Origin of the sequence: Shewanella sp. YQ_9 (genome assembly GCF_043103185.1) — a bacterium.
Lineage (GTDB): Bacteria > Pseudomonadota > Gammaproteobacteria > Enterobacterales > Shewanellaceae > Shewanella > Shewanella algae.
In genome coordinates this window covers 87,208-106,473 of sequence record NZ_JBICJO010000004.1, presented here as the reverse complement: position 1 = coordinate 106,473, position 19,266 = coordinate 87,208, and the positions used below count along the sequence as shown (strand labels likewise).

The window sequence follows — 19,266 nt, the reverse complement described above, 5'->3', positions numbered from 1 at the left end:
ATGAAATTGGAGGTTGCAGAGGCGGCGGTTACAGACAGGGCCACTGACCCAAGAGTTCCAGCTCGGCAAAGTCCAGACAGGGTTTGCGCCCTTGGCCGACAATAATATCGCGTCCGAAAGGCGCCAGAGTATCCAGTCCGGGGGCTTCGTTGGGGGTCAAGAGGGCACTGACCGCCTCCAGATCGGCAATTCCCAAAGAAGATTCCAGGCTGGAACTCAATAGGGCGCGCACGCCGGCCGCTTCGGCCTGTTCGATCAGGGTTTGCAGTCTGGTTAAGCTGCCGAGCAACATGGGTTTAAGCACCAGCGCCGTGAGACCGCTCGCGAAGTCATTGCAGTCAGGTACAAACTCACTTTGCAGCAGACTTTCATCCAGGGCATAGCGGATCCCTGTGGCCTTGAATAGGGCCGGGTTATCGTCGGCGCGGCGGCAGGGTTCCTCAATATATTCAATGCTGGCCTTGGGCAGACAAGCGCAAAAATCCACTGCTTGCTGATACTCAAAGCCCTGATTGGCATCCAGCCTGAGTTTAAGATGAGGTTTGGCGGCCAATACACCATGGATCAGTCTGAGCTCTTGCTCCATGCTGGTCTGGGCGACCTTGATCTTGGCTCTGAGAACCGTATCGGGAAGCGCCGCCAGCCTTTGTTGCAGTAGCGCCAGTGGCTCTTCTTCCCTGTGATAGATGAGCGGGATGGTTTCAAAGGCCGGCCAGCGCTGTGGCAGTTGTCCTTTGAGTTTGGTATCGAGCAGACTTAGCCCCCAGGCGAGCGAGGGATACTGACAGGCATCGGCCGCCTGACTCAACTCCAGCTCTTTGGCTGCCAGTGCTTGCATCAGCGCCAAGGCTGCTTCTGTCACCTCCGCCAGCGATTCACGGCTGAAACCCAGCAGTGGCTCGCCGTTGGCATCCAGGCCGCTCAAGGGGGCGACTTCCACAAAATGCTCTTCATTGCCGCAACTGGCCTTGATAACCAGCCCGGCTCTCTGTTCGATTCTTTGCTTGCCCACAGGTAGTGAGGTTTCCAGCGGTAGCCTATAGCGGGCCAGTGACAGTGAGTCTGGATGCATCATTCACCCCTTGAAATCGCGTTCAGGGCGCCTTTGAGCGCCGTGGCAAAAGCGCCGGGTTGGGCCTGATGGCTATTATGGCCCGCATCGGCAATGGTATGCAGCTTGAATCCGGCTTGTGGCTGCCAAGCCTTGGCGAGAGCGCTAAACTTGGCATCCTGCTCCCCTAGGTAGTAGTGGCTTGGGCAGGCAAGCTTGGCCGGCACCTGGCGCAGATCCTGTTGCAGTGCCAGTGAGGTGGCCTGGTAACAGTTGATTAGGCCAAGCGGCTGCTGATGGCGGCGTTTTTCGATTAAACGTTCACGCTCGGCGCTTGATAGGTCGGCAAATACCGCTTGCTGATACCAGAGGGCCAGCACTTGTTCAATCGGCATAGTGTTAAAACGTTCGGCCCACAGCTTATCGGCCATCGCCCTCTGGTGACGTTCATCATGGGATAACAGGCCCGGGTGACAGGACTCAAGATGCAGGCTCAGCAGCGCCTCGGGCCAGGTTTGAGCCAGATGCAGCGCGATACGGCCACCAAGCGAGTATCCCAATAAGTGAAAGCGTGGGATGCCTGCCTTGAGCAGTGTATGGCGCAGCAAGGCAACACAGTCACTGAAGCCTGGGCTCGCTATCGAGATATCACCGCTGCGGCCATGGCCCGGGAGATCGACCGCAATACAGTAGTAGTCCTGACTCAGGTGCGGCAGCAACTCGCGCCAATCATAGCTGCTGCCGAGAAAACCGTGCAGCAGCACCAAAGGCGGCTGGGTTGCTGAACCCTGAGTCGTTGTGGCTAACATCAGCTTTGTTTTACCCATTGGCCTATGCTGGCTATCTGGTCGCTGGCCTGGGTTTGGCTGATGCAAACTTCAATAACCGAGGCGCCGTTATAGTTGAGCGCTTCACTGTAGGCATCCATAAAGCCCTGGAAGTCTTCCACCCTATTGTAGGGCAGGCCAAACATGGCCGCGCCATAACCAAACTCCAGCCCGTGGCTTAATCTATAATAGTGAGCCCTTACTTGCTCATCCGGTACCGGCAGGATATTGAAGATATTGCCGCCATCATTGTTGAGTATCACTATCACCAATGGCCCCTGAGCCTGGCGTGCCAGTGCCAGAGAGTTGAGGTCGTGCAGCGCCGATAGATCGCCGAGTACCAAGGTGGTGGCCTGGCCCTTGTGGTTGGCGACGCCACAGGCACTGGCCAGCAGGCCATCTATCCCTGAAGCACCGCGGTTGGTATAGGTGATGGCGGCGCAGCAACTGATGGGCGCGAACATATCATAAAGTCGCACCGGCAAACTGTTACCGATAAAAAGCTGCTGCTCGCCGGTTCGGATTGCCGCTATGGCCCTGATCACCTGGGCCTCACCGAACTCGCCGTTATCGATTTGGCGTACAAAGAGCTCATTGAGCGCCTCATTCTGGGCGGTGAGCTCCAGTGCCCAATTGGCGGAGGACGAGCGTGGCCACTCAAGCGCGGCTATCTGCTGTAGCTCTGCCAGCCAGATCTGCTTGGGTTTATGGCTGGGATCCAGGCGCATCTGCTGCGGCAATACTTGCCAATATTGGTGCCAGTTCTGCTGTTCAAGATAACTTATCAAGCGTTTCGACAGCAGGCGTCCACCAAACACCAGTGCCCGGTCGGCCTGTTGCAGCAGGGCTCGGCCCTTGGGGTTGAGCAGCAGTTGGTCGACATTGCCTATCGCGGCAGGATGTTGACGCAGCTGAGACTGGGCATCTGTCAGCAGCGGCCAACCGAGTTTGCTGGCCAGTTCGACCAACTTTTGTGGATTATCGGCACTATCCAGGGTGCCGGCAATGATAACACCCTTGCCGTGAACAAAACGCGCCATGGTATCCCAACTGGGGACTTGTCCCATGCCTACAGCTGCATATTGGTTATAGGGTGTGCTTGCCTGTTGCCAGCTCGCCAAAGGTTGCAGGTAGTGCTCTATGGCCTGGCTTCTGGGGGCATCCAGGCTGCTTGGGTACAGCGGCTCACGATACATACAATTGATGTGGACCGGCATGCTTTGGTTGGCCACGGCTTCATCAATCTGAGTCAGCAGTGCCTGAGGGGCTATGGCCAGATCCGGTGTCGGCAGGTTCAACTGCTTGGCATATTGGCCGAAAATCGCCGGTTGGAGTATGGCTTGGTTGGCGCCGCAAGCTATCAGCTCAGGCGGTCTGTCGCCGGAAAGCACGACCAAGGGGACTTGAGTCAACCAGGCCTCAACGATGGCCGGATACAGGTTGGCAACGGCCGTACCCGAGGTGGTGATAATGGCCACCGGAGCCCGACTGGCCTTGGCGAGCCCGAGCGCCATAAAGCCCAGTCCACGCTCATCGAAGTGCAGGTGTTGTTTTAGTTTGTCCTGGCGGGCGGCTGCCAGCGTCAGGGGCGTGGAGCGCGAGCCCGGCGCCATGCACACATGCTGAGCCCCAAGGCGTGCCAGTTCTTCAAGTATGAGGGAACCCCAAAGGAGATTGAGTTCGGCGTGAGAATTGATTTGCATAAACAGCTTACCCAGTATCGAATGCTCATTAGTGTACCGCTTTTGGCAGCGCTATTGTATGAACTCTTGGGCAAATCTGTCTGTATACCTCAAGGCCAAAGATCGGCTGAGATCGGGTTCAGATTGATGTGGCAAGCCTACAGCAAGGTTCCGCTCACCAAACGCAGCTGTGAGCGAATCCATTCCAGATCCGGGTCTTGCTGGCCGCTGGGGCTGAGCAGTGTCAGAGTCAGTGGCTCAGTGACATTGAACAGCCGGGTGGTTTCCATTTCCGACAGTTTGCAAAGGTGTAGCAGGGGTTCTTCGCCCAGCAGATCGAATACCGCCTTATAGGGCACCAAAGCCACTGCCTGTGAGGCTTCCAGATAGGCACTCAGGGAGGAAATGCCGGTGATGGTCATCTCGACATTCAAATCCAGATTGTTGATCCGGCAGTAGTCTTCAAATGGGCTCAGGCTGTTGGGACCAAGGCCCAGATCTGTATTGATATAGGGATACTCGGCTATGGTTTCCAGTGTCAGTTCACGGGACAACAGCGGATGATTCTTGTTGCAGATAAGGTAAAGGCTATCCAGCTTTCTCAAGGCTTCTATCTGTAACTTATTGCCGATTGCCAGTAAATCCTGCGGGTAATGGCAACTGCAAAGCCCGGCACTGATGTTGCCGTCTATTATTCCTTGCAATGAGTTGCAGCCCCAGGAGTTCAAATTGATATGCAACTGCTTGTTCTGTTGTTTAATGGCCTGCATCAAGGCTTTTGGGTAGGCGTAGGATATCAGCCCGGGGGTGACCAGCTCGAAGTTTTTGTTTCCAGCCAAGGTTGGGTTTCCAAGATGATTGAAGCCCTTGGCACAGTCGACTATTTCTTTGGCAATAGGGTAAACCTTGGCTGCAAATTCATTTGGAATAAGGCCATACTTCTTTCTTAAAAATAGCTCGTTACCAAAAATAGATCTGGCAGTTTTTAAACAACGGCTTATTTTTGGTGCGGGTACATTTAGAATTTTGGAAACATGTGTTGCAGACTTGTTCTCATATAAGCTAACAAGAATGGAAAGACTAAGAATATCCAGTTTTTCAAAGTCAATATGGTTCATCTGCAATACTCCTTTAGTGGTACCCTCGATATCTATATTAACCAGTTTTTTCAGAAAAAATAATTTTATTCGAAGCTATTTTTGATTCTGTATTCTAGATCACTAAATGCTGGGTTTTAGGTTAATCAAAGGTTGTATGTGAGAGGGATTCTCATTACGCCTGCATATTTCAAATAGTGAAATAGTGTATTTTCAAATATCGTTTTATCTAAATTTAATTTCTTATTTTTAGCAGTTTGTTTTCTAGAAAATGGCAATGTAGTCAGTGTCTTATGTTTTGTTTTTTCAGTCTTTCTCCGGATGGTTATTTGATGATGATCAAAATTTATATTGCTGTAGATAGTAATAATTCAACTGCGCAATAAGCGCATTAAAAACTAAAAATGATGTTTGGAGGGTTATATGGATACTTCAGTTATTCTAAGTTATGCCTTTATCTACTTCGTGCTTTTTATTGCAGTACCATTCGTGCTGGTGGTATTTGTGATGACATGTATCAAGTTCTTTAAGTCAGACGAAAAAAACGCCGAAGCGATAAAGCTCAAGAATCGGTTCTTTGACAAACAGAGTTTAGACTTTTTTAAATCTCTGAAGTCTTTAACCAATGGTCGATACGAAGTTTGCAGCAATGTAGCTTTGGAGTCAGTGGTTGATATTGACCCACATGCGCCTGCAAGTCACTCACGTCTGGACTATGTATTGATAGATCAGAATTCTTCAGAAATAAAAATGGTAATTTCAGATTTCAGTGATGCTGAAAGTGCCAATTCAAAGAGCCTACTCGAAAAACTCAACGTTCGCCTCATCGATATGAAACGCTCCAATCCCCTGGATGCACAGCATCTTGAGCAGATGTTGACGGCTTAGGCTGCAATAACGGGTGGCGGTGCTGCGCTGCCACCCTTGAGTCCCTGTTAGATCCAATTGAAAGTGAGGACCCGAGATGTCCAGTATTCGATGGCGTGCAATATTAGGCGCGGCCTCTTTGACTTGTTTGTTGGGAGTGAGCGGCGTTGTCTATGCCGAGACCGCGTTGAAAATTAACAGTGATCCCTGTGTGAAGTGCCACAAACGCAATGGCTTAATGCAGGGACACCATGGCCAGGATCAGCTCAATATGAGTTGCAGTACCTGTCATGGCGAAAAAGGAAACCATCCAAGAAAGCCCAATGATTTAAGGGTATTTACTCCTCAGGAAGGGATTGCACCTGCGACCCAGAATGCCACCTGTCTCAAGTGTCACCAGCCGCAGAAATTGGCTGAAAAAGAGTGGACCCACAATGTTCACGCCGACAAGTTGAGCTGCGCCGCCTGCCACAAGCTGCACCCGTTGGACGATCCAATGAAACAAGCAACAGGCAAACAGCACAGTAAGTTGTGCCGCGACTGTCATACGGCCAACTAAGGGGTAAGAGTAATGGAAAATTCCAGAAGACGTTTTTTAAAAGGGGGCTGTGCCCTGATGGCCGGTGCCTCTCTCTATCCATTGAGTGGCAATGAAGCGGTTGCCAGTGCCGATCATGACTCGGGGATCAATTATGCCCTGCTCCATGATGAAACCAAGTGTATTGGTTGTAACGCCTGTAGTGACGCCTGTCGGGAAGTCAACCAGGTACCTGAAGGGGTTTCCCGGTTGGAGATTATTCGCACCGGCCCTTACGGCGAATACCCGAACCAGTTTTATCACTTTAGCCGTAAGTCTTGTCAGCACTGTGAAGACGCGCCTTGTGTCAACGTCTGCCCAACAGGTGCGGCGTTCAAGGACAAGAAAACCGGCATAGTGACGGTCGACGCCTGGAAGTGTGTCGGTTGTCAGTACTGTATCGCGGCTTGCCCCTATCAGGTGCGCTTTATCAACCCTGTTACCAAAGCGGCCGACAAATGCGACTTCTGCCGTGAGACTCAACTCAAGCAGGGTAAACAGCCGGCCTGTGTGGAAGCCTGCCCAACCAAAGCCTTGGTATTCGGTAACCTGAAAGATCCGAGTTCAGAAGTGGTGCAGATGATTCGGGCCAACCCAACCCAGAGATCCAAGGTCGATCTCGGCACCCGGCCCAAGCTGTTCAAGATTGTGGCCAAACAGGGGGAGATTAAGCTATGAGTCCTTTTCATTTTGATACTTTGGTTTGGCACTGGCCCATTGCGTTTTATCTGTTCTTCGCCGGGGTTTCGGCGGGCGCCATGTTCTTTGCCGTGCTGTTGAAAAACCTTTGTTTGAAGCAGGATGCCTGGCGTTCCGGCTTTGTCCAGGCAGCTTGTTTGGTGGCGCCGCTCACTGTGATGGCGGGCTTGGGGATCTTGGTAATCGACCTGACCAAGCCGTTCCATTTCTGGAAGATTCTGGTGTTCTATAACCCCACTTCAGTGATGTCCATTGGGGTGATGATCCTCATGGTTTACATGGTGTTCATGTTTGCCTGGATTGCCATGGTATTCCGTCAACCGATAGATGACTGGTGTGAGCAACGTTTCCCCGTGGTGCTTAAAGTGACAGGCTTTTTGGCCAAGCATGAGCCCAGTTTGACAGGTCTGTTGCTGATCTTCTCCCTGGCACTGGGGGCTTATACCGGCTTCCTGCTGTCGGCTCTGCCCGGTTACCCCATGCTGAAGAACCCGGTATTGCCTCTGCTGTTCCTGATCTCCGGTTTGTCTTCCGGTGCGGCGGCGTCTCTGCTTGGTGGTGTGCTGCTCAAGGGTAATCCTGACGGCAAGGAAGTGCACTTTATTCACAAGATAGAGATCCCTCTGATCCTGGTGGAAATTGCGGTGATCTTCACCTTCTTCGCCGGCTTGGTACTCACCGGTGGCCAAAGCAAAGTCGCGGCCTTCAATGCCATAGGGGAAGGTTTCTGGGGCTGGGTGTTCTGGCTGGGGATCCTGGGTTGTGGCCTCTCTATTCCACTGGCCATGAATCTGTTTATGACCGCCACGGCCAAGCGTAAATGGTCTTATGTGGCTGCGACAGCAACCCTGAGTCTGTTGGGGGTCATTTTGCTGCGCCACTTCATCCTGTACACAGGACAAATGACGATTGCTTAACCCCCATAAAAAGGAAAATGTGATGTTGAAAAAAATGCTTCTGATGATGGCTCTGGGTTTCTCCGGTTCACTGCTGGCGGCCCCGATTGCCGATTCCCACACGGAAATGTCCGGCTGCGAAGCCTGCCATAAAGATGGTTCGCCTTCCGCCGACTATGCCTTTGAAAACGAGCAATGTGCTTCCTGTCACGGTGATATGAAGTCGCTCGAAGGTGAGGCTCACAAGAAACATGATGGCGTGCTCAGCTGTACTGACTGTCATACAGCTCACGAAGAAAAAGACCCGGCAGCGGGTTGCAAAGACTGCCACTGATAAGAGGTTAAGGAATGCGGCGGCTTTGCAGTCAATAACAAGCACCGCCGCATCCTGAAGCAGCGTTTTTACGTTGCTGACAAGGAAGTGATTGGGCAGGAAGCCACTTTGTTATTGCGCCTTTGACGCATTTCCCGATCCTCCACGGGACTCGCCACCTATTGAGCACGCGGGTGGCTTTTCTTGGTTTTAGTTCACTGGTTATTAATCCACTCGCTCATCACCACATGGGTTTTAATCTTCACTATCTCGGTGTGAGTGTCGATATATTCGCGGATCTCATGCAGCCGCCGCATGGATGGGGTTTTGACAAACACCAGCAGATCCATGTCGCCTGAGATACCATGGCAGGTAACGACTTCCGGAATCGCGTGAAACACATGCACCACATCGCTGCAGCGGGGGCACTTATGCTGAATTTCAAAGTAAGCACTCACAGCTTCTTTTTGGGATTCGCTGAGTAGCAGCTGGTAACCGCGGATTACACCGTTTTGCTCGAGCTTCTTGATCCTGTCCGAGACAGCGCTGCGGGACAGCGACACTTCGGCTGCCACATCTGAAATACTCCGACGGGCGTTTTTTTTAAGCGCATTAATGATTGCTTTATCGAACTTATCCATGCTACCTGACGTTTTGAGTGTTTTTTGCTGATTTGCCGTCATTTCGTCGGCTTAAAAGCCGTATTTGACGGAAACGAATGACAGAAAGTCTGCCGGAGAACGACTATACTGGCGCCATTCAAGATACTGATAATTTAGCAGATGAATCAAGTTACAGGAACCATAGGACGCTGGCAGGGCGCCGGCTTAATGGCCACCACATTGTTGGGTACCGGGGTGTTTATTTTGCCGCAGATGACGGTCGCCAAAGCCGGTAGTGGCGCCTTGTTGGCCTGGGCTTTGCTGACCCTGGCCATTATTCCGGTGACCCTGGTGTTTGCCCGTCTGGCCAGTCGTTTCCCTCACGCCGCCGGGCCGGCTTATTTTGTCGAACGAGCCTTTGGCCGTACCCTGGGGCGCACCATAGGTTTGAGCTTTTTGATGGCTGTGCCTATCGGTGCGCCCGCCGCCATTTTGATGACTTTCCAATTCGTTAATGCGCTGGTTCCCGTGTCCGGCTGGGTTCAGGTGGGCTGCGAACTCTTGGTTCTGCTCGGGCTCTGGCTACTCAATCTCAGGGGGATTCAGGTTTCTGCCAAGGCGCAATTTGCCCTGACACTGGGAATTGTGGCCGTGGTGGTAATGATGTTCGGCGCCGGTGGTGCCAAGGCCGGTGAATTGGTGTCTTTGACTGCTCATTCCACTCCCGATTATGACGGCGTGATGCTGGCGATAGGCATCGCCTTCTGGAGTTTCCTCGGTGTGGAGGCCATGACCCACTTGGCCAACGATTTTCGGCGCCCGGATCGGGACTTGATCCCCGCCATGGTGATAGGGGTGATTTTGGTCGGCGCGGTTTATTTGGCCTGTACCTTGCTGTTATTGCTGGTGGAAGTGGATACCAAGGTCGCCATGATAGGCGCATTCGATACCCTGCTCGGCGGATACGGCGCTCAGGTGATAGGTGTGCTGGGTATTGCCAGTGGTCTGGCAGCGGTTAACGTTTATGCCGCCAGTGTATCGCGGCTGCTTTGGAGCTTCAGTACCGAGGGGATATTGCCGGCCTGGTTCCGTGAGCGTAACAGTTATCAGGTACCGGTCAGAGCCTTGTCGGCCGTGCTGGGTGTGATGGGGCTGGTGATAGTGCTGACCTATATTTCAGGCCAACAGCTTGAGCAGCTTATTGCCTGGAGTAACGGGGTCTTTGTGGTGATCTATCTCTTGTCCATGCTGGCAGCCATTCGCTTGCTGAGCAAACGCTACCTGCCTTTGGTACTGCTAAGCTGCGCGCTTTGTGTTTTGCTGGCGTTTGCACTCGGCAGCGCTATGGCTTACGCCCTGGGATTGCTCTGTGTGCTGGCTGTGTTGTTGACACTGCAACAGCAGTGGCAGAAACGCCAATTGCCGCCGGTGATCCCTATGCAATAAAAGCGTGCAATAAAAGGCGGGTTCAGTCTGAGTTGCCAGTCATGGCCTGGTTGCGCAGCTGGATCAGCTCAGAGTGTTTGAGATACAGCAGGTCGGCACAGCGGCGGATGATCTGGTCTTCGTAGCGGCACAGTTCGCCGTCGGCATAGGCCACACGCCACATCGCCAGGATCAGCTGCTGCTTCTGCTCAAGGGTAAAGCTATCATTGATGGCTGAGGTGAACTCAAACAGTGAGGTGGCATCGTGACGGCTTTGTTTCGCCTCAACTATCAGCTCGGCCGCCGCTTCGGCGGCTATACCCAGCGTTTGTTCCAGAAGTTCGGGTAACAGCTGGGCCTCGGTGCCGGACATCTCCTCATCGGCATAAACCACTTCCAACAACATGCTGGCGGCTGCCAATTCCAGTTGTTTCTGTTGTTCCTGCGGGGATTTACTCTGCTGATGGGCATTCAAAAACTGCTTGAGTTTGGCGATCATAGGCTTCTCTTGTCAGTTGGCTCAGTGTTGGGGTTAACCCTGTTGGCTCTGGGAGTGTCGGGCCGCGCGGTTTGCGGCTTGGGCAGGGTGAAAACCAGCCTTGCCGATGCGCGCTTTAACCGGGCGGCCACATTTTTTAGACGCCATCAGTGGCCGCGGGTTCCCCTTTGATAGCGTGAACCGCTTTACAGCAGTGAGCCCAGCCCCTTGACCAGGAGATCGGCTGTGCCTTCGCCACCGCTACTTTGCAGGTAGTTTTTGACTATATCTATCATGGGCGCAGCCAGCTCTTTGGAGATCCCCAGTTTGGCAAAGGCATCATAGACCATGGCGCTGCCCTGTAGAGAGTTACCCAGGTCGCCGGCTTTGGAAAGCAGGCCCGTCATCCCTGAGTTGCCATCCAGCTTGGGCGCCGCGGCCAGCAAGCCATCAATACCGGGAATGCTGTCGGCAATGGGAGAGAAAGATTCTTGCCCCAATGAAGTCTTGGCCAGTCCGAGCAGGCTGCCAAGGCCACCTTCGGCCTGGGTTTGAGTCAGACCCAGCTGTGACATCACGGTGCCAACCAGCTCACTGTTTTGAGTGGCGGTCTGGGTATTGGTGGCCGTATCGGCTTGTGTCTGGGGGTTGCTGGTGAGTTTGTCGAACCAACCGGCCTGCGCTGGGGCCGCCAACAGTGAGCCCACGATTACGGCTGCAGTGATATAAGCTTTCATTTCTGCTTTCCTGTGCAAATAAAAGGTCTTCTGGGGCCATATTCTAGTCTTATCTCTGGCGTCGATGCACGGCTTTTGCGTGACAGGCGGTCGTTTTGCTGTATTTCATTTGTGCATTGGCGCGTGAATTTGGGTATCCTTGGCGTCTATCTTGATCCTTTAATTACAACCTTTTTGGGAAAGCTGCATGTCTCTGTCTGCCATCCTGACCGAAGCTTATAACTTCTTCCGTAATCATATCGTTCAGCTGGCGATGCTGACCGTTCCCTTACTGCTGTTGCAGGTGGGTATTCAAATGTGGCTCGGTGCCGAGCTGCTAAATGCCGATCCTGAAAATCCGCAGTTCGGCACTCCTCATATGCTGGCAGTGATCGCCTTGATGGTGATCTTCTCAGTGCTTATCGCGGCGTTGACGCTATTTATGGAGCTGCGTACCGAAGGCATGCAGCCCAGTACTGGCCAGGTGTTGAAATCCAGTCTGGCATTTGTGCCTGGGCTGATGTTGGCCGGAGTGTTCTCCGGAATGGCGATCGCGGCGCCGACCATGATCCTGGCGGCCATAGGGCCTATTTGGATCCTGGGGATGGGGATCAGCCTGTATCTGTTTGCCCGCCTGGCCTTTGTTAACTTTATGGTAGTGGTCGAGCGCATGAGCCCGTTGCAGGCTATCAAGGCCAGTTTTGAGTTCAGTAGCGGGCTCACCGGCACGACAATCTTGGTACTGCTGAGCTATTTTCCGCTGCTTCTCATCGGCAGTGTGCTGTCGCAACTGGGACAGGCTGGTGGTATGCCACTGCAGTTGGTAGTGGATACCTTTGTGGCTTTCATTGGTTTGTTCGTCAATGTAGCCTTGTTCCGCCTCTATCGCGTTGCCCGTAAGGGCCGAGCTTGAATCTTCTTTGCTAGCCGCTCAAGCGGCTCTGTGAGGTCAGACTGTGCTGGATGATGTTGCCTTTATAGCCAGTGTGTCGGAAGACTTGGCCCGGGAATACCGGACTGCCAAGCGCTATGTGCAGGACGTGCCAACCCAGGCACTGCTGCATGTTCGCAGCTTTGCCCACAGATTGACTGAGCTGTTGGCCGCACCGGCCAAGCTCAGTTTTGACAGCCCCAACCTTTATGATCGTATCGAACAGCTCAATCGCCAGCGGCTGATCGATGTGCGCATCACCCGGGCGCTGCATAGGCTGAGGGCCGATGGCAACCGCGGCGCCCATCCGGAAAAGTTCCACCTCACAGAAACGCAACTGCTGCAACTGGCCAAAAAGGCCATCGGCGATCTGTTGAAACTGATGGAACTGGCCTACCCCAGGCTGAAGGGCCGGGAAGCACCAGAGTACCACTTCGATGACTTTGATCTGCAGGCCGGACGCGAGCTCTGCTATCGGGCCGTGATGGAGGATGATGCCGAGGCGCAATATCTGCTGGGTATGGCGCTCAAGAATCGAGCCCTGATTGCCCGTGGCCAGGAACAGGCCCTGCAAGATAAGGCCGACGAACCGCTCACGGGTGACTCGGCGCGAATGCTGGCCAAGGCGGCACACTGGTTTGCCGAGGCGGCGCCAACTGAACCCAAGGCGTTGTTTGAACACGGAGTGGCCCTTATTCATGGCTACAGTGGTGATGTTGATCTTGCTACCGGACAGCAGGCTATTCGCCAAGCCGCTGAGGCCGGCGTGACCGATGCTATGGCGCTCTTGGGCTACTTCTATCTGGTGGGCAGTGGTGAGCTGGCTAAAGATGAAATCGAGGCAGAACGTTTCCTCAGTGCTGCTGCCGCCAACGAACAATCTGAGGCCATGGCCAATCTCGGGGTGCTCTGTTATCAACGCGGCGAGCTGCAACAAGCCTTTGAACACATAACCCGGGCGGCCAGAGCCGGGGATCCCCACGCTCAATACCACCTTGCCCTGATGTTGGCCCGTGGCGAAGGCTGTGAAGCCGACCCTGGTGCCAGTGAACAATGGTTGGCCGAAGCGGCAGAGCAGGGACAGCTGGATGCCATGTTGGCGCGGGCGCAGCATATGCTCAACGATGACACCGCATTTGGCTCGGATCTGTCTCAGGCCGAAAGTTATTTAAGACAGGTTATCCGCTATGGCCACAGTGTGACCGCCATGATTGAATTGGCGATAGCCCTGACCGATGGTTGCCTTGGACGTATAGACGTAGTGGAGGCTGTTGCTTGGTTGCGTCTGGCGCGAGAGCGCGCCGATGAGCGTGAACTGGAGGTGATAGGCCCCTTGTGGCAGTCACTGCAACAACAGGTTGAGAATGTATTGCAGCTGAGCCAATCGGCAGATGAGCGGCGTGCCCTGAAACGGGCACAGGAACTGCTCGCCGATTAGTCCGGTTCGTGCTCTATGATACGGCCCCTTGGGCTCAAGCCTGAATCCCGGCACAGGTTGGGATCCAGGTCGTAGAGATCTCTTTGTCTGCCTCTTTGGCGGCATTGGTGAATGCTGGCCAACTGGCGTTTCAAATAGCTGCGGCCAAACAGGCTCAAACACAGGAGTGTAGTCGCCGCCAGGATCAACACCAGGGGCATAAGCAAGAGTGCCAGGCTAAAGGCACTGAGACTCAGCAATGCTCCCGCCAAGGTTCTGGGATTGAGTGGCTGACTCTGCGCAAATTGTCGGTACATCTTTCTTCCTCCGGTCTTTGCTTGGGTCCAAGTGTGACCCCATCCCTGGCTCAGGTCACGTTAAATCTGCTTCATTATTCATCATGTTTAATACGACTTTATTAAGAAAGCGTTAAGAGGCAGGAGTTCCCCGAATAAATAATTATTCATCAACTGTGGTTTAAAACCCAAAAGCCAGAGTTTTTGTTGCAATTTTGACCTGTTTTTCAACTAATTGTGAACTATCACTCAGTCAAATCAGCAGAATATGCGATCATTTCGACAAAGCTGTAGGTCGCTACTCCGATGGTTGCCGGCCTTTTCTCAAATATCGGACCCCGCTGAAGATGAAACTCCGCTCATTGAAACACAAGTTGCTGGTGTGTGTGGTACTGGCATTGACTCTGGTTGTGGCTCTGCTTTCCTGGCAAAGCTACAGCACTCAAAAAACACAACTGTTGCAAGCCAGCCAGCAAGAGTTAAAGCGTATTGGTGATATGCAGGCACAGCGTGTCACCGAGTGGTTGGCGATTCGCACCAACGTGGTTTCATCCTTGCAGGAATATATAAGTGATGACTTTGTGCCTGCACTGCAGCAGGCCAGGGCGGCCGGCAAGCTGGAGTCTGTCTACTTCGGTGGCAGTGATGGCAAAATGCAGGATGCCGATCCCAGCGTGGACAACAGTCATTATGATCCCCGCAGCCGTCCCTGGTACCAGGATGCCATGGCCAAAGGCCGGGCCATTATCACCAAACCCTATATCGACAGCGGCTATGGTATTCAGGTGGTCTCTTTGGCGCAGCCAACCGCCAAAGGGGTGATAGGTGGCGACTTGGCAATTGATACTCTGGTGGCCGAGGTCAACAGCATGGCGATCCCGGCGGCGGGTTTTGCCATCATGATGCATAACGACGGTACCGTAATCGCTTATAAGGATGGCAGCAAGGCGATGCGTCCGGTTGCCGAAATTGATGATGGTCTCGGTGCAGGCATTCTGGCCAACATTCAAAAAACGGCGCAGTTGCAATCCCTGTATTTTGATGCCGATGGTCGGGATAAACTTGTTTGGGCAACGGCTATTCCGGATACCGACTGGCAGCTCTTGCTGCTGCTGGATAAGGCAACGCTTGAAGCACCGCTCGGCAAATTGCTTTGGACCCAGGTTGGCTTGGCGGCGCTTGTGCTGCTGGTGAGCACGGCGGCTATCTCTTGGTTTCTCGGACTCTTGTTGGCTCCGCTTGGGCGGGTATCCCAGGCGCTGGCACGGATTGCCGACGGCAATGGCGATCTGACCCAAAGGATCACTGTCGACAGCAATGATGAAGTGGCCGAGCTGGCCGACAACTTTAACCGCTTTGTCTCGGCCCAGCATCAACTGATAAGCCATATACGTCAGTTGGCGGCCGAACTGGATCTGGATGCCGAGCGGGGGTTGAATACTACCCAGAGCTCGGTTGTTGAGCTGCAAAGGCAGCAGCAGGAAGTAACCATGGTGGCTACCGCAGTTACCGAGATGGCCAGTGCCACTCAGGAGATTGCCGCCAACGCCGAGTTGACCGCTACTGCAGCGCAGCAATCTTCCTGCAGCTCGCAGCAGGGTAAGAGTCTGGTACTGCAGACCCGAGACTCGATACATTCATTGGCTGAGGAAGTAGGCCAAACCACCGAAGTGATCAATGAGCTCAATCGTCATGCCCAGGCTATCAGCGGTATTCTCACCGCAATTCAAGGGGTGGCCGAACAGACCAATCTGTTGGCGTTGAATGCCGCCATCGAGGCTGCACGCGCCGGCGAACAAGGGCGCGGCTTTGCCGTGGTGGCCGATGAAGTGAGGGTTCTGTCTCAGCGTACTCAGGATTCGGCCTCCGAAATCCACGACACCATAGAGGCATTGCAGCAAACCACCGCCAGGGCGGTAGCCTCCATGGAAAACAGCCGCCAGATGGCAGGCCGCAGTGTCGGCGATGCCGAAGAGGCCAGTAAGGCGCTGGAAGAGATAGCCGTTGCAGTGGCGCAGATATCCGATATGGCCGGGCAGATAGCCACGGCGGCGGAAGAGCAGACTCAGGTAACGGGGGAGATTACCCAAAACACCACGGCCATCAAGGACGTTACCGATGAGATCACCACCACCGCCATGGACGACCTTGAGCACGCCAAGGCGCTCAAGGTGCGTGCGACCGATCTCAATGCCAAGGTCGCGACCTTCGTGCTCTAATCACGTTTAACTCAAGACCGCTGCTCAGGCGGTCTTTTTACTACTCATGCTGTCACCTATCAGCTGCCGCATCCAGCGGTGGCCTGGGTCGTCATTATTGCGCTCATGCCAGAGCAACACATAAGCCATGGGCATAAAGTCTATCGGCAGTGGCAATTGCTGCAGCGAGTAAAGCTTGCAGGCGTGCAGTGCAAAACTGGAGGGCAGGGTAAACACCAAGTCACTGTGAGCGCAAATACTGGCAGCACCGTAGAAGTCGGGCACTGTAGCACTGAGGCGGCGATGATGACCGAGATCCGCCAGAAAGTAGTCCAGTGCCCACCAATCATTACCCTCACAACGCACCTGTACATGGGGTAGCGCCAGGTAGGCTGCCAGATCCCAGACCTTGTTCTTTTGAGCTTGAAGCGCCGGGTGCCCTTCGCGCACCAGACACACTTGATGATCCTGAAACAGAGTTTGGTACAGGATCCCTTCCGGCAACTGGCTGAAGTGAAAGCTGGAGCTGGGCTGCAGATCCCTTCCCGAAATTCCCAAATCTATCTGCCCCTGCTGCAGTGCCTGCATGGATTTTTCGGTCCAGACATAGGAGTCGAGCCTGACATTAGGGGCGTTGCTGAGCAAGCGACCGATAAAACTGGGCAGCAGAGTTTCATAGGCGCTTTCTACCATGGTGAGCGAAAACTGCCGGTTGCTGCTGGCCGGGGTAAACACGGGAGGTTGGGTCAGTTGATGCAGACTCTGTAAGGCGATAGGCAGATGTTGCGCTAACTGTTCGGCGTGAGCCGTCGGCTTGAGGCCGTGGGCGGTGCGCTGAAACAAAGGATCGCCCAACATGTCGCGCAGGCGGTTGAGGCTCTTGCTCAATGCAGATTGACTCAGGTGCAGCCGATTGGCGGCGCGGGTCACGCTGCGCTCTTCCAGCAGCACCTGCAACATGACCAACAGGTTGAGGTCGATACGGGCCAGATTATCCAGATTCACCCTGATATTCCTCAGAGGAAATTATGTTGTGAGATTATATCATTTCTTTTCATACCACCAGTTCATTAGAATGTGCCCCATCTCAGTTTTCACTCAGGATTGAACGACAACCTATGGCAAAAAACCTCCTGCCTATGCTGATGGCCATGGTGCTGTTAAGCCCACTGGCTATCGATATCTACTTGCCCTCTTTGCCGACTATGGCGATTGAATATGGCGTCAGTGCCGGCGAAGTCCAGTCTACTCTGGTGCTTTTCCTGTTCGCCATGGGGGTAGGGCAGATCCTCATAGGCCCTTTGGCTGACAGATTTGGCCGCAGGCCTGTGGCATTGGGGGGGATTTCTCTCTATGTGCTCAGTGCGCTGTTGGCTGTGGTTGCCATGGAGTTCGAATGGTTACAGATTGCCAGGGTATTGCAGGGGTTGGCAGCTTGCTCCACTTCTATTGTCGTCTTCAGTGCAGTGCGTGACTGTTACGCACCGGCTGAAAGTTCCCGTATCTACAGCTATCTCAACGGCGCGATTTGCGTCATCCCCGCACTGGCGCCAACGCTTGGTGGCGTGATGGCGATGCAATTCGGTTGGCGTTCAACCTTTGGACTGATGGCTGTTTACGGCTTGGTGATCCTGCTGTTGGTGAGTATGCGTTTTCCAGAAACCCGGCCGCAGAATACCGTCAGCAGTGGGCCGCTGTACCGCTGGGGTCGCTATCAGCCTGTATTGGCCGAACGCCACTTCCTGTTTTATGCCTTCTGTTGCATGGCCGGTATGGCCTCAATATTGAGCTATGTTTCCTACGCACCTGTGTGGCTGATTGATCATTTGGGTATGTCAGAGCTGGCATTCAGTGGCCTGTTTGGACTCAACGCCTTGGTGAACATTATTGCCTGCTTTGCCGCCCCCATGGTCACCAAACGCCTTGGAAATCGCGCGACCGTTGTGTTTTCGCTCTGGTTGCTGCTGGCTTCTGCCGCGATGCAACCTGTGCTGCAGATCTATGGCCCTCAACAAGGTATGGCTGCCGCCATGAGCTTTATGTTGCCCATGATGTTGCTGTGTGTCGGATTCGCCTTCCTGTTGGGTCCGGCAACCAGTATGGCGTTGGCGGCCTTCGGAGAGCGTGCCGGTACTGCGGCAGCCTTGCTCGGTTGTATTCAGATGAGCGGCGCCTCTTTACTGGCCGGTCTGGTGCAGCAAACCGACCTCAGTGCGCCATTCGCCGTGACCCTGGTGATGGGCAGCCTGTCTATGGTGCTGCTGCTGATCATGGCCCAGCGTCGTTTCAATGCCTGGCATCAGGAGCAGCAGTTTGCGCATCACTGAGTTTTAACAGATTTAAGCATCACCCTTGGCCCGTTGCAGTTGACCGCTGCCGCGGGCATTTTTTTAGTGCCAGGGTGGTGCATGGGGGCAATGCCGGTTGCTGGCAGGGGTTGTGTTACCATAGCTGGCGCTGTGGTAGGTCCGCAGTCTTAAAAGTGTTGAATCTCTGATAGAGAAGACCTATGTCGCGCCCTTACTGTGAACAATGTGGTTACCCGCAAACGGCCTGTGTTTGCGGGGCCGTGTCTGCTATATCTCCACGCAGCCGGCTGTTGGTATTGCAGCATCCCTCCGAGGTGGAACATGCCAAGAACAGCGTGCGTTTATTGCAGTTGGCGGTGCCGAGCACCAGAGTGGTAGTGGGCGAAACCGAGGCGGACTTTGCCGAGCTGAGAGCCGAACTGACAAGGAATAGCATGCCGACTTTCTTACTCTATCCCTCTGATGAGAGTCAGCTATTACAGGCGGCTGAATCATCTGAAGCGGTACGGCTTATCCTGCTGGATGGCACCTGGCGTAAGACCTTGAAAATGTATCGACTTAACCCTTGGTTACAGGCCTTGCCCCAAAAGCATTTGTCACTGACGGCGCCGACAGCGTATCGCATTCGCAAGGCCAGCCGCAGCGATAGCCTGTCGACACTCGAGGCGGCAGCAGCGGCCCTGTCTCAGTTGGAGCCTGGGCTGGATGTGGCGCCTATGCATGGGTTACTGGCTGAGCTGGTGGCGCAGCGGCTGCGACGGATGCCGGCCAAGGTGCGGGAGCGGTATTGAGTAAGCGGTAGCGAAAATTTCGTGTAGATCACGACATTTATAAGCTAATCCGGTTTTAATTAGCGTACATCATCCCTGATGATGGAGTGGGACT

20 protein-coding genes are annotated in these 19,266 nt (G+C 53.9%); 11 read left to right on the top strand and 9 right to left on the bottom strand.

Annotated features, from left to right (window positions below; genetic code table 11):
• Window positions 1-28: 28 nt before the first annotated feature.
• The 4 genes from menC to ACF8D4_RS01620 form a co-directional block, all read right to left on the bottom strand.
• Window positions 29-1,072, bottom strand: coding sequence for an o-succinylbenzoate synthase (gene menC / locus ACF8D4_RS01635; protein WP_107005800.1), 1,044 nt, complete (start codon window positions 1,070-1,072; stop codon window positions 29-31).
• Window positions 1,072-1,860 carry a 2-succinyl-6-hydroxy-2,4-cyclohexadiene-1-carboxylate synthase gene (menH, locus tag ACF8D4_RS01630; protein ID WP_107005891.1) on the bottom strand — a complete coding sequence of 263 codons (789 nt, stop codon included), beginning with the start codon at window positions 1,858-1,860 and terminating at the stop codon, window positions 1,072-1,074. Before menH ends, menC begins: the two co-directional genes overlap by 1 nt.
• A complete protein-coding gene (menD, locus tag ACF8D4_RS01625; protein ID WP_107005799.1) occupies window positions 1,860-3,581 on the bottom strand; it encodes a 2-succinyl-5-enolpyruvyl-6-hydroxy-3-cyclohexene-1-carboxylic-acid synthase in 1,722 nt (573 codons plus the stop codon). The genes menH and menD overlap by 1 nt, the downstream gene beginning before the upstream one ends.
• Before the next feature lie 137 nt (window positions 3,582-3,718).
• Window positions 3,719-4,399, bottom strand: coding sequence for a LysR family transcriptional regulator substrate-binding protein (locus tag ACF8D4_RS01620; RefSeq protein ID WP_157771182.1), 681 nt, complete (start codon window positions 4,397-4,399; stop codon window positions 3,719-3,721).
• A gap of 681 nt (window positions 4,400-5,080) precedes the next feature.
• Here ACF8D4_RS01620 and ACF8D4_RS01615 point away from each other — a divergent pair.
• The 5 genes from ACF8D4_RS01615 (at window position 5,081) to ACF8D4_RS01595 (ending at window position 8,030) form a co-directional block, all read left to right on the top strand.
• Window positions 5,081-5,545 (top strand): hypothetical protein, encoded by a 465-nt coding sequence (locus tag ACF8D4_RS01615; protein ID WP_025010743.1) that lies wholly within the window; start codon window positions 5,081-5,083, stop codon window positions 5,543-5,545.
• Window positions 5,546-5,621: 76 nt separating this feature from the next.
• Window positions 5,622-6,083: a nitrite reductase gene (locus ACF8D4_RS01610; protein ID WP_044735454.1), complete on the top strand. Its 462-nt coding sequence runs from the start codon at window positions 5,622-5,624 to the stop codon at window positions 6,081-6,083.
• A 12-nt stretch (window positions 6,084-6,095) separates the two neighbouring features.
• On the top strand, window positions 6,096-6,779 hold the full coding sequence (locus ACF8D4_RS01605; RefSeq protein WP_025010745.1) for a 4Fe-4S dicluster domain-containing protein: 684 nt from the start codon (window positions 6,096-6,098) through the stop codon (window positions 6,777-6,779).
• Entirely contained in the window at window positions 6,776-7,717 is a 942-nt protein-coding gene (nrfD, locus tag ACF8D4_RS01600) for a cytochrome c nitrite reductase subunit NrfD (protein WP_025010746.1), read from the top strand. The genes ACF8D4_RS01605 and nrfD overlap by 4 nt, the downstream gene beginning before the upstream one ends.
• A 22-nt stretch (window positions 7,718-7,739) precedes the next feature.
• Complete coding sequence (locus tag ACF8D4_RS01595) at window positions 7,740-8,030, top strand: cytochrome c3 family protein (protein ID WP_025010747.1); 291 nt, start codon at window positions 7,740-7,742, stop codon at window positions 8,028-8,030.
• A gap of 194 nt (window positions 8,031-8,224) precedes the next feature.
• Here ACF8D4_RS01595 and ACF8D4_RS01590 read toward each other — a convergent pair whose 3' ends face one another.
• Window positions 8,225-8,650: an Lrp/AsnC family transcriptional regulator gene (locus ACF8D4_RS01590; RefSeq protein ID WP_028780007.1), complete on the bottom strand. Its 426-nt coding sequence runs from the start codon at window positions 8,648-8,650 to the stop codon at window positions 8,225-8,227.
• Window positions 8,651-8,791: 141 nt separating this feature from the next.
• On the opposite strand from ACF8D4_RS01590, the gene yjeH reads away from it, so the two are divergent.
• On the top strand, window positions 8,792-10,057 hold the full coding sequence (gene yjeH, locus ACF8D4_RS01585) for an L-methionine/branched-chain amino acid transporter (RefSeq protein WP_028780008.1): 1,266 nt from the start codon (window positions 8,792-8,794) through the stop codon (window positions 10,055-10,057).
• Window positions 10,058-10,079: 22 nt separating this feature from the next.
• Here the strand turns inward: yjeH and ACF8D4_RS01580 are convergent, their stop codons facing one another.
• Window positions 10,080-10,535 (bottom strand): TerB family tellurite resistance protein, encoded by a 456-nt coding sequence (locus ACF8D4_RS01580; protein WP_028780009.1) that lies wholly within the window; start codon window positions 10,533-10,535, stop codon window positions 10,080-10,082.
• A 185-nt stretch (window positions 10,536-10,720) separates the two neighbouring features.
• Window positions 10,721-11,251 carry a DUF2780 domain-containing protein gene (locus ACF8D4_RS01575; RefSeq protein WP_028780010.1) on the bottom strand — a complete coding sequence of 177 codons (531 nt, stop codon included), beginning with the start codon at window positions 11,249-11,251 and terminating at the stop codon, window positions 10,721-10,723.
• Window positions 11,252-11,438: 187 nt separating this feature from the next.
• Here ACF8D4_RS01575 and ACF8D4_RS01570 point away from each other — a divergent pair, with 187 nt between their 5' ends.
• Complete coding sequence (locus ACF8D4_RS01570) at window positions 11,439-12,143, top strand: hypothetical protein (RefSeq protein ID WP_025888906.1); 705 nt, start codon at window positions 11,439-11,441, stop codon at window positions 12,141-12,143.
• Window positions 12,144-12,186: 43 nt separating this feature from the next.
• Window positions 12,187-13,599 (top strand): tetratricopeptide repeat protein, encoded by a 1,413-nt coding sequence (locus tag ACF8D4_RS01565; protein WP_101059620.1) that lies wholly within the window; start codon window positions 12,187-12,189, stop codon window positions 13,597-13,599.
• Here ACF8D4_RS01565 and ACF8D4_RS01560 read toward each other — a convergent pair.
• A complete protein-coding gene (locus tag ACF8D4_RS01560) occupies window positions 13,596-13,895 on the bottom strand; it encodes a hypothetical protein (protein WP_025010750.1) in 300 nt (99 codons plus the stop codon). The two genes, ACF8D4_RS01565 and ACF8D4_RS01560, sit on opposite strands and share 4 nt — an antisense overlap.
• A gap of 326 nt (window positions 13,896-14,221) precedes the next feature.
• Between ACF8D4_RS01560 and ACF8D4_RS01555 the strand changes: the two genes are divergently transcribed.
• Window positions 14,222-16,093, top strand: coding sequence for a methyl-accepting chemotaxis protein (locus ACF8D4_RS01555; RefSeq protein ID WP_392464439.1), 1,872 nt, complete (start codon window positions 14,222-14,224; stop codon window positions 16,091-16,093).
• 24 nt (window positions 16,094-16,117) lie between these two features.
• On the opposite strand, the gene ACF8D4_RS01550 is transcribed toward ACF8D4_RS01555, so the two are convergent.
• The gene (locus ACF8D4_RS01550) at window positions 16,118-17,077 is read right to left on the bottom strand and encodes a LysR family transcriptional regulator (RefSeq protein ID WP_025888907.1); all 960 of its coding nucleotides are present in this window, start codon (window positions 17,075-17,077) and stop codon (window positions 16,118-16,120) included.
• A 113-nt stretch (window positions 17,078-17,190) separates the two neighbouring features.
• Between ACF8D4_RS01550 and ACF8D4_RS01545 the strand changes: the two genes are divergently transcribed.
• Together ACF8D4_RS01545 and ACF8D4_RS01540 are read left to right on the top strand one after the other, a co-directional pair.
• Window positions 17,191-18,399, top strand: coding sequence for a multidrug effflux MFS transporter (locus ACF8D4_RS01545; protein ID WP_025010751.1), 1,209 nt, complete (start codon window positions 17,191-17,193; stop codon window positions 18,397-18,399).
• Window positions 18,400-18,581: 182 nt separating this feature from the next.
• On the top strand, window positions 18,582-19,172 hold the full coding sequence (locus tag ACF8D4_RS01540; protein WP_025010752.1) for a tRNA-uridine aminocarboxypropyltransferase: 591 nt from the start codon (window positions 18,582-18,584) through the stop codon (window positions 19,170-19,172).
• Window positions 19,173-19,266: the final 94 nt, after the last annotated feature.

What these genes read in the sequence shown, in the direction of transcription:
- ACF8D4_RS01615 (WP_025010743.1), top strand. Translation starts at nt 5,081, where the DNA reads ATGGATACTTCAGTTATTCTAAGTTATGCCTTTATCTACTTCGTGCTT.
- ACF8D4_RS01560 (WP_025010750.1), bottom strand. Translation starts at nt 13,895, where the DNA reads ATGTACCGACAATTTGCGCAGAGTCAGCCACTCAATCCCAGAACCTTG.
- ACF8D4_RS01545 (WP_025010751.1), top strand. Translation starts at nt 17,191, where the DNA reads ATGGCAAAAAACCTCCTGCCTATGCTGATGGCCATGGTGCTGTTAAGC.
- ACF8D4_RS01605 (WP_025010745.1), top strand. Translation starts at nt 6,096, where the DNA reads ATGGAAAATTCCAGAAGACGTTTTTTAAAAGGGGGCTGTGCCCTGATG.
- yjeH (WP_028780008.1), top strand. Translation starts at nt 8,792, where the DNA reads ATGAATCAAGTTACAGGAACCATAGGACGCTGGCAGGGCGCCGGCTTA.
- ACF8D4_RS01555 (WP_392464439.1), top strand. Translation starts at nt 14,222, where the DNA reads ATGAAACTCCGCTCATTGAAACACAAGTTGCTGGTGTGTGTGGTACTG.
- ACF8D4_RS01590 (WP_028780007.1), bottom strand. Translation starts at nt 8,650, where the DNA reads ATGGATAAGTTCGATAAAGCAATCATTAATGCGCTTAAAAAAAACGCC.
- ACF8D4_RS01575 (WP_028780010.1), bottom strand. Translation starts at nt 11,251, where the DNA reads ATGAAAGCTTATATCACTGCAGCCGTAATCGTGGGCTCACTGTTGGCG.
- menD (WP_107005799.1), bottom strand. Translation starts at nt 3,581, where the DNA reads ATGCAAATCAATTCTCACGCCGAACTCAATCTCCTTTGGGGTTCCCTC.
- ACF8D4_RS01595 (WP_025010747.1), top strand. Translation starts at nt 7,740, where the DNA reads ATGTTGAAAAAAATGCTTCTGATGATGGCTCTGGGTTTCTCCGGTTCA.
- ACF8D4_RS01570 (WP_025888906.1), top strand. Translation starts at nt 11,439, where the DNA reads ATGTCTCTGTCTGCCATCCTGACCGAAGCTTATAACTTCTTCCGTAAT.
- ACF8D4_RS01580 (WP_028780009.1), bottom strand. Translation starts at nt 10,535, where the DNA reads ATGATCGCCAAACTCAAGCAGTTTTTGAATGCCCATCAGCAGAGTAAA.
- menC (WP_107005800.1), bottom strand. Translation starts at nt 1,072, where the DNA reads ATGCATCCAGACTCACTGTCACTGGCCCGCTATAGGCTACCGCTGGAA.
- ACF8D4_RS01540 (WP_025010752.1), top strand. Translation starts at nt 18,582, where the DNA reads ATGTCGCGCCCTTACTGTGAACAATGTGGTTACCCGCAAACGGCCTGT.
- menH (WP_107005891.1), bottom strand. Translation starts at nt 1,860, where the DNA reads ATGTTAGCCACAACGACTCAGGGTTCAGCAACCCAGCCGCCTTTGGTG.
- nrfD (WP_025010746.1), top strand. Translation starts at nt 6,776, where the DNA reads ATGAGTCCTTTTCATTTTGATACTTTGGTTTGGCACTGGCCCATTGCG.
- ACF8D4_RS01610 (WP_044735454.1), top strand. Translation starts at nt 5,622, where the DNA reads ATGTCCAGTATTCGATGGCGTGCAATATTAGGCGCGGCCTCTTTGACT.